This is a genomic window from Chachezhania antarctica (assembly GCF_003646465.1).
GTDB lineage: Bacteria > Pseudomonadota > Alphaproteobacteria > Rhodobacterales > Rhodobacteraceae > Chachezhania > Chachezhania antarctica.
Genome location: NZ_QZEX01000001.1, coordinates 37,917 through 50,244, shown reverse-complemented (window position 1 = coordinate 50,244; position 12,328 = coordinate 37,917). Strand labels below are relative to the sequence as shown.

General features: G+C 65.3%; 17 protein-coding genes. 14 read left to right on the top strand and 3 right to left on the bottom strand.

Features of this window, described 5'->3' with window-relative positions; all coding sequences use genetic code 11:
• Nucleotides 1-54: 54 nt before the first annotated feature.
• Both dapB and D4754_RS00280 read left to right on the top strand, forming a co-directional pair.
• Nucleotides 55-864 (top strand): 4-hydroxy-tetrahydrodipicolinate reductase, encoded by an 810-nt coding sequence (gene dapB, locus D4754_RS00285; RefSeq protein WP_121060499.1) that lies wholly within the window; start codon nucleotides 55-57, stop codon nucleotides 862-864.
• A 129-nt stretch (nucleotides 865-993) separates the two neighbouring features.
• Entirely contained in the window at nucleotides 994-1,320 is a 327-nt protein-coding gene (locus D4754_RS00280; RefSeq protein WP_121061546.1) for a dihydrodipicolinate reductase, read from the top strand.
• 116 nt (nucleotides 1,321-1,436) lie between these two features.
• Here the strand turns inward: D4754_RS00280 and D4754_RS00275 are convergent, their stop codons facing one another.
• A complete protein-coding gene (locus D4754_RS00275) occupies nucleotides 1,437-2,231 on the bottom strand; it encodes a glycosyltransferase family protein (RefSeq protein WP_121060497.1) in 795 nt (264 codons plus the stop codon).
• A 248-nt stretch (nucleotides 2,232-2,479) separates the two neighbouring features.
• On the opposite strand from D4754_RS00275, the gene ffh reads away from it, so the two are divergent.
• From ffh to rpmE, 12 genes are all read left to right on the top strand, one after another.
• On the top strand, nucleotides 2,480-3,979 hold the full coding sequence (gene ffh / locus D4754_RS00270; RefSeq protein ID WP_121060495.1) for a signal recognition particle protein: 1,500 nt from the start codon (nucleotides 2,480-2,482) through the stop codon (nucleotides 3,977-3,979).
• A gap of 70 nt (nucleotides 3,980-4,049) precedes the next feature.
• Entirely contained in the window at nucleotides 4,050-4,574 is a 525-nt protein-coding gene (locus tag D4754_RS00265) for a GNAT family N-acetyltransferase (protein WP_121060492.1), read from the top strand.
• Nucleotides 4,571-5,113 (top strand): GNAT family N-acetyltransferase, encoded by a 543-nt coding sequence (locus tag D4754_RS00260; RefSeq protein WP_121060490.1) that lies wholly within the window; start codon nucleotides 4,571-4,573, stop codon nucleotides 5,111-5,113. Before D4754_RS00265 ends, D4754_RS00260 begins: the two co-directional genes overlap by 4 nt.
• Nucleotides 5,110-5,712: a GNAT family N-acetyltransferase gene (locus tag D4754_RS00255; RefSeq protein ID WP_121060488.1), complete on the top strand. Its 603-nt coding sequence runs from the start codon at nucleotides 5,110-5,112 to the stop codon at nucleotides 5,710-5,712. The genes D4754_RS00260 and D4754_RS00255 overlap by 4 nt, the downstream gene beginning before the upstream one ends.
• A gap of 16 nt (nucleotides 5,713-5,728) precedes the next feature.
• Nucleotides 5,729-6,025: a chorismate mutase gene (locus D4754_RS00250; protein WP_121060486.1), complete on the top strand. Its 297-nt coding sequence runs from the start codon at nucleotides 5,729-5,731 to the stop codon at nucleotides 6,023-6,025.
• A 47-nt stretch (nucleotides 6,026-6,072) separates the two neighbouring features.
• Nucleotides 6,073-6,483, top strand: a complete 411-nt coding sequence (gene rpsP, locus D4754_RS00245; RefSeq protein WP_121060484.1) for a 30S ribosomal protein S16 — start codon at nucleotides 6,073-6,075, stop codon at nucleotides 6,481-6,483.
• Between the two features lie 12 nt (nucleotides 6,484-6,495).
• Nucleotides 6,496-6,648, top strand: a complete 153-nt coding sequence (locus tag D4754_RS23810; protein ID WP_163025734.1) for a hypothetical protein — start codon at nucleotides 6,496-6,498, stop codon at nucleotides 6,646-6,648.
• A complete protein-coding gene (rimM, locus tag D4754_RS00240; protein ID WP_121060482.1) occupies nucleotides 6,641-7,144 on the top strand; it encodes a ribosome maturation factor RimM in 504 nt (167 codons plus the stop codon). Before D4754_RS23810 ends, rimM begins: the two co-directional genes overlap by 8 nt.
• A gap of 3 nt (nucleotides 7,145-7,147) precedes the next feature.
• Nucleotides 7,148-7,957, top strand: a complete 810-nt coding sequence (trmD, locus tag D4754_RS00235; protein ID WP_121060480.1) for a tRNA (guanosine(37)-N1)-methyltransferase TrmD — start codon at nucleotides 7,148-7,150, stop codon at nucleotides 7,955-7,957.
• An 85-nt stretch (nucleotides 7,958-8,042) separates the two neighbouring features.
• Nucleotides 8,043-8,330 carry a GNAT family N-acetyltransferase gene (locus tag D4754_RS00230; protein WP_121060478.1) on the top strand — a complete coding sequence of 96 codons (288 nt, stop codon included), beginning with the start codon at nucleotides 8,043-8,045 and terminating at the stop codon, nucleotides 8,328-8,330.
• A gap of 262 nt (nucleotides 8,331-8,592) precedes the next feature.
• A complete protein-coding gene (gene rplS, locus D4754_RS00225; RefSeq protein ID WP_121060476.1) occupies nucleotides 8,593-8,985 on the top strand; it encodes a 50S ribosomal protein L19 in 393 nt (130 codons plus the stop codon).
• Between the two features lie 11 nt (nucleotides 8,986-8,996).
• Entirely contained in the window at nucleotides 8,997-9,218 is a 222-nt protein-coding gene (gene rpmE, locus D4754_RS00220; RefSeq protein ID WP_121060474.1) for a 50S ribosomal protein L31, read from the top strand.
• 470 nt (nucleotides 9,219-9,688) lie between these two features.
• Here rpmE and D4754_RS00215 read toward each other — a convergent pair whose 3' ends face one another.
• Both D4754_RS00215 and D4754_RS00210 read right to left on the bottom strand, forming a co-directional pair.
• On the bottom strand, nucleotides 9,689-11,050 hold the full coding sequence (locus tag D4754_RS00215; RefSeq protein WP_121060472.1) for a lytic murein transglycosylase: 1,362 nt from the start codon (nucleotides 11,048-11,050) through the stop codon (nucleotides 9,689-9,691).
• A 110-nt stretch (nucleotides 11,051-11,160) separates the two neighbouring features.
• The gene (locus D4754_RS00210) at nucleotides 11,161-12,162 is read right to left on the bottom strand and encodes an asparaginase (RefSeq protein WP_240453697.1); all 1,002 of its coding nucleotides are present in this window, start codon (nucleotides 12,160-12,162) and stop codon (nucleotides 11,161-11,163) included.
• Nucleotides 12,163-12,328: the final 166 nt, after the last annotated feature.

Below are 12,328 nucleotides of genomic sequence, written 5' to 3'. Positions count from 1 at the left end.
TTGGATAGGCAGACGCCCAGTGCAAGGGGCCGGGGCGAAAAAAGGAAGCGGAACATGGGCAATCTGCCGGGTATTGTGGTGACGGGTGCCTCGGGGCGCATGGGTCAGATGCTGATCCGGACCGTGCTGGACAGCGAAACCGCGCGGCTGACGGGCGCGGTCGAACGGCCGGGCCATGCATGGGTGGGGCAGGATCTGGGCACCGCCATGGGCGGTACCGCGCTGGGCGTGACCGTGTCGGACGATCCCGCGCAAGCCTTTGACGGGGCGCAGGCGGTGCTGGATTTCACCGCCCCCGCGGCAACGCTGGCCTTCGCGGAAGCGGCGGCGCAGGCAGGGGCCGCGCATGTCATCGGAACGACCGGTTTCGAGGAGGCCGACCTGTCCGCCCTGGCGGGTATCGCGCAGCGCGTTCCCATCGTGCGGGCCGGGAATATGAGCCTCGGCGTGAATTTGCTGGTGCAGCTGACGCGGACCGTCGCCGCCGCGCTGGACGAGGATTTCGACATCGAGATCGTCGAATCACATCACAACAAGAAGGTCGACGCGCCGTCGGGTACGGCGCTGATGCTGGGCGAGGCCGCGGCGGAAGGCCGGGGCATCTCGCTGAAGGAGATGTCGGACCGCGGCCGCGACGGGATCACCGGCGCGCGGGAACGCGGCAAGATCGGGTTTTCGGCGTTGCGGATGGGGGATGTGGTTGGCGAGCACGACGTGGTTTTTGCCGCTGCCGGGGAGCGGATTACCCTGCGCCACGTGGCCACGGACCGCGCGATCTTTGCCCGCGGCGCGCTGAAGGCCGCGCTCTGGGCGCAGGGCAAGGCGCCGGGAGAGTACTCGATGCTGGACGTTCTGGGACTCTAGACCCCGAAGACACCGATTGATCCGATCCGGCTGCGTGCCCGTATCCCCCTCATTGGCTATCGATGACGGAGGTTTCTCATGGTTCGGTTTGGTTTCAGACCCCGGCAGGGTCTCTGGTCGGCACTGGTGATGCTGAGTTGTACGGCCGGCGCGGCGCTGGCCGATTTGCCGCGCATTTCATCCGAGTCGCAGTTCCGGGAGATCGTGTCAGGCCAGACGCTGGTCAGGCCGCTCGTCAAGCTGCAGGTCACGCCGAACGGGCAGATCACGGGCACCGGGGCGACGTGGAAGGTTTCGGGCAACTGGCAATGGCAGGACGGCTATTTCTGCCGCTCGTTGAACTGGGGCGGCGATGACCTTGGCTACAATTGCCAGGAAGTGCGCAGCAACGGGGAACGGATCCGGTTCCAGTCGGATCGCGGCACCGGCGATTTCGCGGATTTTCGATTGCGGTAAGTCAGGCCGGGCATCAAACCAGCGCGCCTGACGGCTTGGGCGTGCCACCCGCTGGCGCGCCATTTCAGCGGCAGTCGAAGGAATGCGTTCATTCCCTCGGCACGTGAAACACAGGGTCACAGCCCGCTGTCATAATCTTCGTCCACGTCCCGGAAACGCGCGACAGGGTCGGTGTTCTCCGCAGGATCGCCCACGTGCAGCCGCCATTCTTCGGCCAGGGCGGCGCGCTCCATGGCTGCAATCTCGGCCACACTTGTCACGCGAAGGCCCTTGCCGCGCATATGCTGAAGCAGCCGGTGGGAATGCACCACCGTCGGCCGCGCATCCAAAGGCTCCCACGCATCCAGCATCGGCGTACGGCGCAGGTTGAATTCGGGCGGAAGCACGTAGAACCGGATATCGCTTTCCCACAACAGGTCCTTCAGCGTGATCTGGTCGCGCAGGTGACCGGCCTCGTCATAGCGCCGCTTCCAGTCGCGGAAGAACGCCGCCGTCTCCTCCCCGCGCCGATACAGGAACACACCGGAATTGAGCTGCGGGAAAGCATAGGGCGTTTCCACCGCGTGCCCCTGCCGGATCATCGGCGACCTGCGCCGCACATCATGGGCCATGGCCAGCGGAAACCTGTCGAGCACATCGAACAGATCGCCGAACCCGCTCAGCACCAGCACATCCGAATCCAGATACAGCGTCCGTTCGAACCGGGACCGGGCGAAACAGTCCAGCTTCACCCGCGGATGCCGCGAGGGGACCTCGCGGACCTGATCGAACAGGTCCGCCGCCACCGGCCCGTCGGTGAAGATATCGACGGCAAGGCCCGGGTTGAACGCCCGCACGCTGCGCGCCGCCTGGCAGGCCAGGTCCCGATAGCCTTCTCCCACGGCCACGAAGACCACGCCGTCTGTTGCCATTGCACCTGTTCTCCCGTCCACGAAACGGCATAGTAGCCCGCCGGCCCACCTCCGCCACCCTTGACAGCAACCCGTACCCCGCTTATCCGCGCCTTCTATCTCCGGAAGTGATCAGGCTTCCGGTCCCGTTTGATTCGGGATCGCCACCAGTCAGCGCGTTGCGCCCACTGGTGCGTTTGTGCTTGGCGCTGTCGCTTCCTACGTTGGGGGCACCCGGAGATGAGAGATGAAAAGGAGCGCGAGCGCCCATGTTTGAAAATCTGTCCGACCGCCTGTCTGGCGTTCTCGACCGGCTGACCAAGCAGGGTGCGCTGAGCGAGGACGACGTCAAGACCGCCCTGCGCGAGGTTCGCGTGGCATTGCTTGAGGCCGACGTCTCGCTGCCCGTGGCGCGCGCGTTCGTCAAGAAGGTGCAGGACCAGGCGACCGGGCAGGCGGTGACCAAGTCGGTCACGCCGGGCCAGCAGGTCGTCAAGATCGTGCACGACGCGCTGGTCGACACGCTGACCGGGTCCGAAGACCCCGGCGCGCTGAAGATCGACACGCCGCCCGCGCCGATCCTGATGGTGGGCCTGCAGGGCTCGGGCAAGACGACGACGACCGCCAAGCTTGCCAAGCGAATGAAGGACCGCGACGGCAAGCGCGTGCTGATGGCCTCGCTCGACACAAACCGCCCCGCGGCGATGGAACAGCTGGCGATCCTCGGCACCCAGATCGGCGTCGACACGCTGCCGATCGTGAAGGGCGAAACCCCGGTCCAGATCGCCAAGCGTGCCAAGACGCAGGCGTCGCTTGGCGGCTACGACGTCTACATGCTGGACACCGCGGGCCGTCTGCATATCGATCAGGAGCTGATCCAGCAGGCCGCCGATGTCCGCGACGTGGTTTCCCCGCGTGAAACGCTGCTGGTGGTCGATGGCCTGACGGGGCAGGACGCCGTCAACGTCGCCACCGAATTCGACGACAAGATCGGCGTTACCGGCGTCGTGCTCACCCGGATGGACGGCGATGGCCGCGGCGGGGCTGCGCTGTCGATGCGCGCGGTCACCGGCAAGCCCATTCGCTTCGTGGGTCTGGGCGAAAAGATGGACGCGCTCGAGACCTTCGAGCCGGAGCGTATCGCGGGCCGGATCCTCGGCATGGGCGATATCGTGTCGCTCGTCGAAAAGGCGCAGGAAACGATCGAGGCCGAACAGGCCGAAAAGATGATGCGCCGCATGGCCAAGGGTCAGTTCTCGATGAACGACCTGCGCATGCAGCTGGAGCAGATGCTCAAGATGGGCGGCATGGAAGGCATGATGTCGATGATGCCCGGCATGGGCAAGATGGCCAAGCAGGTGCAGGAATCGGGCTTCGACGACAAGGTCCTGAAGCGCCAGATCGCGCTGATCCAGTCGATGACGAAGAAGGAGCGCGCCAATCCCAAGCTGTTGCAGGCCAGCCGCAAGAAACGCATTGCCGCCGGTGCGGGCCAGGACGTGGCCGAGCTGAACAAGCTTCTGAAGATGCACCGCCAGATGGGCGACATGATGAAGAAACTGGGCAAGCAGAAGGGCGGCGCCATGAAGCAGGCGATGCGCGCGCTGACCGGCAAGGGCGGCATGCCCGGCATGGGTGCGGGCCAGCCCGACCCCAAGGCGCTGGAAGCGGCGGCCAAGCAGATGGGCAACTCCATGCCCGGCGGTCTCTCGGGCCTGGGTGGCGGCGGTTTGCCGCAAGGTCTCAGTGGTTTCGGAAAGAAGAAATGAGCCTGATTTCTTCTTTCTTCAAATACTCAATTGCAACGGCGCCCCACGCGCGCCGTGGAGTGGTCGTGCGATGAACGCGCCGCTCTCCCAATTCCCGGTGCTGGAAACCGACCGCCTGATCCTCCGCCAGCCGAAGCTCGCGGATTTCGAACACTGGGCGGCGTTCTTCGCGTCCCCGCGTTCGGAATTCGAACGCGGCATGATGGATCGCGCCGATGCATGGCGGGTCTGGGCGTCGGATGTCGCGAACTGGCAGCTCAGGGGCTACGGGCCCTTCGGCGTGGATGACCGCGAAACCGGCGCCTACCTGGGCGAGGTCGGGATCTACGAACCCGACGGCTATCCCGAACCCGAACTGGGCTGGTTTGTCGTTCCCGAAGCCGAAGGCCGCGGAATCGCGGCCGAGGCGGCGCAGGCCGTGATGGTCTGGGCGCGCGACAGCCTTGGCTGGGACCGGCTGATCAACATCATCGACCCGCGGAACGACCGCTCCATCGCGCTGGGCAAGCGCATCGGCGGCGTGATCGATCCCGACGGCGTCGGCGAAGATCCCGGCGACGTTGTGATCGTGCATGACCTGGGGGCGCTGGCATGACCATCAAACTGGCGAATACCCCGTTGATCGAAACCGAACGCCTGAACCTGCGCGCACCGCACGCAGGCGACGTGGACGCGGCGCTCGACTTCCTCGTGTCAGACCGCGCGCGCTTTATCGGTGGACCCTACACCCGTGACGGTGCGTGGCGAAACATGGGCAATCTCATCGGTCATTGGGTGATGCGGGGCTACGGCCTGTTCGTCGTGACCGAAAAGGGCAGCGATCACCCGCTGGGCGGCATCGGCCCGTGGTACCCCGAATCCTGGACCGATCGCGAGATCGGCTGGTCGATGTGGTCGCCCGAGGCCGAAGGCAAGGGCTATGCGTTCGAGGCCGCGCAAGCGGCGCGTGCCTATGCCTATGACAATCTCGGTTGGACAACGGCGATCAGCTATATCGACCCGGAAAACGAACGCTCCATCGCGTTGGCCATGCGCATGGGCTGCACGCTCGACGAAGGGTTCCCCTATCCCGACCTCGACGGCTGGGAGGGCACTCTTGTCTTCCGCCACCCCTCGGCGGGGGTGCCTGCGTGACCGAACTCGCGATCCCCGTCCTGGAAACCGAACGGCTGGTCCTGCGCGGACCCGAGCCCGAGGATTATCCCGATTTCAAGGCGACCTTCACGTCCTACCGCGCGCGCTTCATGGGCGGGCCGCTGAACGCCTATGAATCGTGGATGCTCTATGCCGCCGAGATCGGGCACTGGGCGATCCGCGGCTACGGCATGTGGATGATCCACGACCGCAAGACCGACGAAACCTACGGCATGGCCGGCGCTTGGAAACCGGCGAAATGGCCGGAGGCCGAAATCGCATGGGTGATCTGGCCCGGCGCCGAAGGCCGCGGCTATGCGCTGGAAGCGACCCATGCCGCGCGGGCCCACTACTACAAGAACGGCTGGGACGGGGCGGTCAGCTACATCGACCCGAAGAACCTGGCTTCGATCCGGCTGGCCGAACGGCTGGGTGCCAAGCGCGACAAACAGGCCGCGACCATCGACGGCAGCGACAGTGTCTTTCGTCATCCGTCGCCTGCCGCGCTCGACAACACGCAATTGTCGGACGGGATCGAGATGGAGATCCGCCATTACGCCGATCCGCTGTTCAAACCGGAAGGATGGGCTCTTGACTGAGGGAGAGGTTTTGCACATGTCCGACGCCGCCGCGCGCGCCGCAGAGGTTCTGAAGGAACACCGGGAAAGCATCGACAGGCTCGACGCGATCCTGGTCTACACGCTGGGTGAGCGGTTCAAGCATACCCAGGCGGTGGGCAAGCTGAAGGCGGAAAACGATCTGCCCCCCAGCGATCCCGCGCGCGAAGAAAAGCAGATCGCCCGGCTGGAAGCCCTCGCCCGGGAAGCCGATCTGGACCCCGAATTCGCCAAGGCATTCCTGAATTTCATCATTCAGGAAGTCATCCGGCACCACAAGAAACACCAATCGTAAGGCGGGAGTACCCCGCCAACCCAACGCCATTCCAAGGAGAACAAACAATGGCTATGAAAATCCGTCTGGCCCGTGGTGGCTCGAACAAGCGTCCCTTCTACCGCATCGTGGCTGCCGACAGCCGCATGCCGCGCGATGGCCGTTTCATCGAGAAGCTGGGCACCTATAACCCGCTCTTGCCGAAAGACAGCGAAGAGCGCGTGAAGATGGACATGGAGCGCGTTCAGTACTGGCTGAGCCACGGCGCCCAGCCGACCGACCGTGTCGCCCGCATGCTGGAAGCCGCCGGCGTCAAGGAAAAGACCGAGCGCAACAACCCGAACAAGGCCAAGCCCGGCAAGAAAGCGACCGAGCGCGCTGAAGAAAAAGCCGCCAAGGTTGCCGCCGCTGCCGAAGCCGCTGCTGCGCCGGCCGAAGAAGCGCCTGCCGAAGCCACGGAAGACGCCGCAGCCGAATAAGGCGGGGCTTTCATGGTTCGTCTTGCCTTCTTTGCCGTCCTGTTCAGCGCCGGCTTCTATGTCGGGCTGAAGCACGAACGCGGACGGGTGGAGCAGAACTGTTCCGATGCCGGCGGCGTGTTGAACGCCGCGGGCTATTGCGAGAAGGGCGTGCAGAATGGCTGATCTTGTCTGCGTTGGTGCGATTGCCGGCGCCTATGGCGTCAGGGGAGAGGTGCGGCTGAAAAGCTTCTGCGCCGATCCCGCCGCCATTGCCGATTATGCGCCCCTGTCCACCGAGGACGGGGCGCACAGCTATTCCGTGTCCCTGACGGGCCAGACCAAGAACGGCTTCACCGCCCATCTGGGCGGCGTGCAGTCGAAAGAGGCGGCGGATGCCCTGAAGGGTGTCCGCCTGTTCGCCCCGCGTGACCGGCTTCCGGCGCTGGACGAAGAAGAATATTACCACGCCGACCTGATCGGCCTCGAAGTCGTCGATACCGGCGGGACGGTGCTGGGACATGTGAAGGCCGTGATGAACCACGGCGCCGACGACCTGCTGGAGGTCTATGGACCCGGCATGAAGGCCACCGTCCTCATCCCGTTCACCCTTGCGGCGGTGCCAACCGTCGATCTGGCGTCGGGCCGGATCGTCGCCGACCCGCCGGAAGGCCTGTTCTAGGCCATGGCCGACACGCCCTCCCGTCCGTTGCTCTCTCATGGCCGCAAGTCGATCGCCGCTTCCGTTCGCCCGCGCGACCTAATGGGCACGCCGGACCTTGTGGGTGTGTGGAAGGCCAAGGTCATCACGCTGTTTCCCACGGCCTTTCCCGGCGTGCTGGGCGAAAGCCTGACGGGCAAGGCGCTGAAACAGGGTTTGTGGCAGCTCGAAACCATCGATCTGCGTCTGTACGGCGAGGGCAAACACCGCAATGTCGATGATACGCCCGCGGGCGGCGGGGCCGGAATGGTCCTGCGGCCCGATGTCGTGGGCAACGCGATTTCCGACGCGATGGCGCGCACTGGCCCGGACTGGCCGCTGATCTACCTGTCGCCCCGTGGCCGACCGATGACCCAAGGTTTGATGCGCGGGCTGGCGGCGGCGCCGGGGGTGACGCTGCTGTGTGGGCGGTTCGAAGGGGTCGATCAACGCGTGCTCGACCATTTCAACGTGATCGAGGTGTCGCTGGGCGATTTCGTAATGACCGGCGGAGAGATCGCGGCACAGGCCCTGATCGACGCCACCGTGCGGCTGATTCCGGGCGTTCTGGGCAACGAAAGCTCGACCGAGGAGGAAAGTTTCTCGGCCGGACTGCTGGAGCATCCGCAGTATACGCGCCCCGCCGAATGGCAGGGACGGACGATCCCGGATGTTCTGATGTCGGGCCATCACGGGAAGATCGCCGAATGGCGCCAGGCCGAGGCCGAGAAGATCACCGAGGCCCGCCGCCCCGACCTGTGGGCCGCGTACCGGCAGGGCAAGGACAAGCCCTGATCGGGCCTTGGTCCGTCGCGCAAAGTACCTAGATTGACGGGAGCACCGCCCGACCCCGCGTCGGGCCCGGACCCCGAGAGGCACCATGAGCGATATCCAGATCACCCGCGAAGAGAGCGAGACCAAGGGCCGTTTCGTCACCGTCATCGATGGGCACGAGGCCGAGCTGACCTATTCGAAGACAAGCCCCACGATGATCATTGCCGACCACACCGGCGTGCCCGACGCCCTTGGCGGGCGCGGCGTGGGCACGGCACTGGTCAACGAACTGGTGGCCTATGCGCGGGAGACCGGGATAAAGGTCGTCCCGCTGTGTCCGTTCGTGAAGGCGCAGGCCGGAAAGCACGATGACTGGGCCGATGTCTTTGCCTGAGACCGGGCCCGTGTCAAAACACTTGAAGCGGTCCCGATAATCGACTACCCCACGCGAGCCCGGAACGCTTGCGATTCCGGGTGTTTTGCTTGTTCCTTGGGTGGCCTTCTTCGGCGCCTCGACCCCGCGCAGCGCAAAACAGCCACTGAGTACAGTCGGATCGACCTACGGCGGGCGGGCATTGCCCCGGACCCGATGAAGACCGGAAGCTCTCGGACCGCGACACACTGCAGGACAACTGCGGGCAAAAGGAGTAGGTCAGATGAACCTGATCGCAGAAATCGAGGCGGAACAGATCGCCTCGCTCGGGAAGGACATTCCCGATTTCAAGGCCGGCGACACCATTCGCGTCGGCTACAAGGTGACGGAAGGCACGCGGACCCGTGTGCAGAACTACGAAGGCGTGTGCATCAGCCGCAAGAACGGCAAGGGCATCGCCGGATCGTTCACCGTCCGCAAGATTTCCTTTGGCGAAGGCGTGGAACGTGTGTTCCCGCTCTATTCGACCAACATCGACTCGATCGCCGTTGTCCGCCGCGGCAAGGTGCGTCGTGCGAAGCTGTACTACCTGCGCTCGCGTCGCGGCAAGTCGGCCCGGATCGCAGAAGTTTCCAACTACAAGCCGAAGGCCGATGCGGCCGGGGCCAAGGCGTAAGGACGCGCGCTATGAAAAAAGAAACGCATCCCGACTATCACCTGATCGATGTGAAGCTGACCGACGGCACCATCATCCAGATGAAATCGACCTGGGGCAAGGAAGGCGATACCATGTCGCTTGATATCGACCCCTCGGTGCACCCGGCGTGGACCGGCGGCAATGCCCGCCTGAACGACACCGGCGGCCGCGTGTCGAAGTTCAAGAAAAAATACGAAGGGCTCGGTTTCTGAGCTTTCAGGACAACGGCGCGGCGAAAGCTGCGCCGTTTCTGTTTTGGGCCGGCAAACTTCGGCCATTCGCGCGCAAAACGTGCGCACCTTCCCACTTTTAGGTTTATCGCAGCCGCAGCTTATGCTGCAAGCGCAGCATCTTGGCCTCGCAAGGGCCAGGGGAATGGCGTGGGAGAGCCCGCAACCCGGCTTCGGCCGAACCTCCCACGTTGCCGGGACGTCGCAGATTCTGCGGCGTCCCGGAACTTTCACCGAATACCGCCGTATCGTGCGCCGTTCCGCTTTGGCAGGGCGGCGTTTGCGTGTCTGGGGATCCCCGGGGGAGCCCCGCTGGCGCTGGACCTGTCCCGAGATCCGGGTAGTCCAGCCCCCGCCCCGCGCCCGCCTGCGGCCCGCCCGCCCACCCCCGTCGGATCGCTGGTGCGATCCTCCTTGCCGCAGGCGGGCGCGGGGCGGGGCCTTGGCGTGCGTCAGCGCAGGCGTTTGAGGACGGCGAGCGAGGCGTAGCCGTCGGGCAGCATGTTGTTGGCCTGCTGGTAGGCGCGGACGGCGTCGACGGTGCGCGGGCCGATCCGGCCGTCGATGCCCTTGGTGTCGAAGCCGTGGGCCGTCAGCCGTTCCTGCATTTCCTTGCGTTCCGAGAACGTGAGCGCCCGGTCCTCGCGCGGCCAGGGATGCTGTATGGTGGGGCCGCCGCCGATCCGGTCGCTGAGATGCCCCACACCGATCACGTAGGCATCGGCAGAATTGTAGCGTTCGATCACAGCGAAATTGTCAAAGATCATGAAGGCCGCGCCCTGACCGCCGGCGGGCAGCAGGATCGCCGCATTGCCGTGGTTCGGCACGGGCCGGCCATCGGCGCCGGTCACGCCAAGGGCTGCCCAGGCCGACGGCACCTTTGTGATCTGCCGGTCTGCTAGCGCATAGTCGAAGCCCCGGGGCAGCGACACCTCGACACCCCATGGCTGGCCGGTGGTCCAGCCGTGGCGCTTCAGGTAGGCGGCGGTGGAGGCGAGCGCGTCGGCGGGGTCGTCGCTCCAGATGTCGCGGCGGGCGTTGCCGGTGAAATCGACGGCGTATTCCAAATACGAGGTCGGCATGAACTGGGTGTGGCCCATCGCTCCGGCCCAGCTGCCTTTCATGTTCGCGGGCGTCGTGTCGCCCGTCTGCAGGATCTGCAGCGCGGCGATCAGTTGGTCTTCGAAGAAGGCGGCCCGGCGGCCGTCGAAGGCGAGCGTGGACAGCGCCTCGATCACGTTGTTCGAGCCGCGGAAGGTGCCGTAGTTGGTCTCAAGCCCCCAGATCGCCACCACGACTTCCTTGTCGACGCCGTATTTCCGTTCGATGGCCAACAGCGTCGCCTGCTGATTCTGCAGCGCGGTCTTGCCGTTGGTGACTCGCGAGTCCGAGACGGCGCTGTCGAGATATTGCCAGATCGTCTTGGAAAATTCCGACTGGTTCCGGTCGAGCCGGATGACATCGCTATCGTACCGGACGCCCGCAAACGCGGCATCGAGCGTCGCGCTGCGGATGCCCTGCGCCTGCGCCCGGTCCCGGAAGGCGCCGATCCATGCGTGAAAGCGTGCGTTTTCACCGGCCACGGGCAACGGCTCCGGCGCTGGAAACGTGGCGGGGCGTATCTCGGGCCGCAGCGACACACGGACCGGAAGCTGCACGGACCGCATCGAGGCCGGGACGGACAGGGTGTCGGTCACCTGCCGGGACACGTCGACGGAAGATGGCCGCGCCTGCGGGCGGGATTGGGTTTCGGCCATGGCCAGCTGCGGGACGCAGATACTGAGCACGCCGGCGAGGGCGATATTGCGCTTCATGGGGGTATCCGAGTGACTGCTCATTGTTTTGGGCAAGTCTAACCGCGAAACCGATTTGACGGAAGAAACGATTGAAGATCGGTCGCGCAGAACGCGAACGTCCCACCCCGTCAGGACAGAAGCGCCGGAACGGGTGCAACCCGCGCTGCGGCGATGCCCCGGCGATTGTAAAGCGTCGGGGACATAAGCGCTTGCACCTCGGGGTTATCGGCGTCGAGCTCTCCCAACGCGACCAGAAGCGCCGTGATCGCGGATTCGCTGGCGCGGGTGGCGCCATCGGCGATTTTCAGCGCGATCCCCATCCGGCGCTGCGGCAGGATCGCGACGAACACGCCTTCGGCCCCGGTCTTGACCGCGCCGCGTCCGTCCAGAAGCCGCATCAACCGCGTGCAGGCGCGGCCTTCACCGGCGACAAGTTCGGGGTGGCGCATCATGGCTTCGGTCAGGGCCACGGCGGCCTTGCTTTGGCCGTCGCCGCGGTCGGATGCGGTGGCAAACCAGCTCATCGCGCGGGCCAGTCCCTGCACCGTCGTCTGGAAATTCGGGGCCGAACAGCCGTCGATCCCGTAGCCGGGGCTTGCGGCGTCGGTCACGTCCTCGAACGCGGCGCGCACGGCCTTTTGCACCGGGTGATCCGGTTCGACGTAGTCCGGGCCGGTGCCCAGATGCCGGTTCAGCGTCAGGAAGCCGGAATGCTTGCCCGAGCAGTTGTTGTGATACTGGCAGGGCGCTGCATCGGCACGTATCAGCGCATGGGCGGCATCACGGTCGGGCGGCTCCTGCGGGCCGCAGCGCAGGTCATCGTCGCCCAGGCCAAGGTCCTTCAGCCAGGCCTGAACCCGGGTCGTGTGGATCGCCGCGCCCTGGTGCGAGGCACAGGTCAGCGCCAGATGTTCCGACCCCAGCCCCTGCGCCTCGGCCGCGCCGGAGGCCAGCAATGGAAGGGCCTGGATCATCTTGCACGAACTGCGGGGATAGATCAGGCCTGCGACATCGCCCCATGCCTGAATGACCTGTCCGGTGTCGTCGCAGATCGCCGCGTGCCCGCAATGCAGGCTTTCCAGAAGGTCGCCACGCCATACCTCGACCATCGGCGCTGCCGCTGTTGTCATGGAACTCTCCTGCTGGGCTGGAAAATTTTCGGAACCGGTCTTTCGCAACCTCGTAAAGTTACGCTACTGTGCGCCCGTCAGCAAGCAAGGCGCGCGGTCCGATGCCCAGAAGAGGCGGATCCGGAGACGGATGGATGACAGGCCGACGCGGGGGCTGTACGGAGAG

Coding starts and splice junctions, on each gene's coding strand:
- D4754_RS00230 (WP_121060478.1), top strand. CDS start 8,043: ATGAGCGATATCCAGATCACCCGCGAAGAGAGCGAGACCAAGGGCCGT.
- D4754_RS00280 (WP_121061546.1), top strand. CDS start 994: ATGCTGAGTTGTACGGCCGGCGCGGCGCTGGCCGATTTGCCGCGCATT.
- ffh (WP_121060495.1), top strand. CDS start 2,480: ATGTTTGAAAATCTGTCCGACCGCCTGTCTGGCGTTCTCGACCGGCTG.
- rpsP (WP_121060484.1), top strand. CDS start 6,073: ATGGCTATGAAAATCCGTCTGGCCCGTGGTGGCTCGAACAAGCGTCCC.
- dapB (WP_121060499.1), top strand. CDS start 55: ATGGGCAATCTGCCGGGTATTGTGGTGACGGGTGCCTCGGGGCGCATG.
- D4754_RS23810 (WP_163025734.1), top strand. CDS start 6,496: ATGGTTCGTCTTGCCTTCTTTGCCGTCCTGTTCAGCGCCGGCTTCTAT.
- D4754_RS00250 (WP_121060486.1), top strand. CDS start 5,729: ATGTCCGACGCCGCCGCGCGCGCCGCAGAGGTTCTGAAGGAACACCGG.
- rplS (WP_121060476.1), top strand. CDS start 8,593: ATGAACCTGATCGCAGAAATCGAGGCGGAACAGATCGCCTCGCTCGGG.
- D4754_RS00275 (WP_121060497.1), bottom strand. CDS start 2,231: ATGGCAACAGACGGCGTGGTCTTCGTGGCCGTGGGAGAAGGCTATCGG.
- D4754_RS00210 (WP_240453697.1), bottom strand. CDS start 12,162: ATGACAACAGCGGCAGCGCCGATGGTCGAGGTATGGCGTGGCGACCTT.
- D4754_RS00215 (WP_121060472.1), bottom strand. CDS start 11,050: ATGAAGCGCAATATCGCCCTCGCCGGCGTGCTCAGTATCTGCGTCCCG.
- D4754_RS00265 (WP_121060492.1), top strand. CDS start 4,050: ATGAACGCGCCGCTCTCCCAATTCCCGGTGCTGGAAACCGACCGCCTG.
- trmD (WP_121060480.1), top strand. CDS start 7,148: ATGGCCGACACGCCCTCCCGTCCGTTGCTCTCTCATGGCCGCAAGTCG.
- rimM (WP_121060482.1), top strand. CDS start 6,641: ATGGCTGATCTTGTCTGCGTTGGTGCGATTGCCGGCGCCTATGGCGTC.
- D4754_RS00260 (WP_121060490.1), top strand. CDS start 4,571: ATGACCATCAAACTGGCGAATACCCCGTTGATCGAAACCGAACGCCTG.
- rpmE (WP_121060474.1), top strand. CDS start 8,997: ATGAAAAAAGAAACGCATCCCGACTATCACCTGATCGATGTGAAGCTG.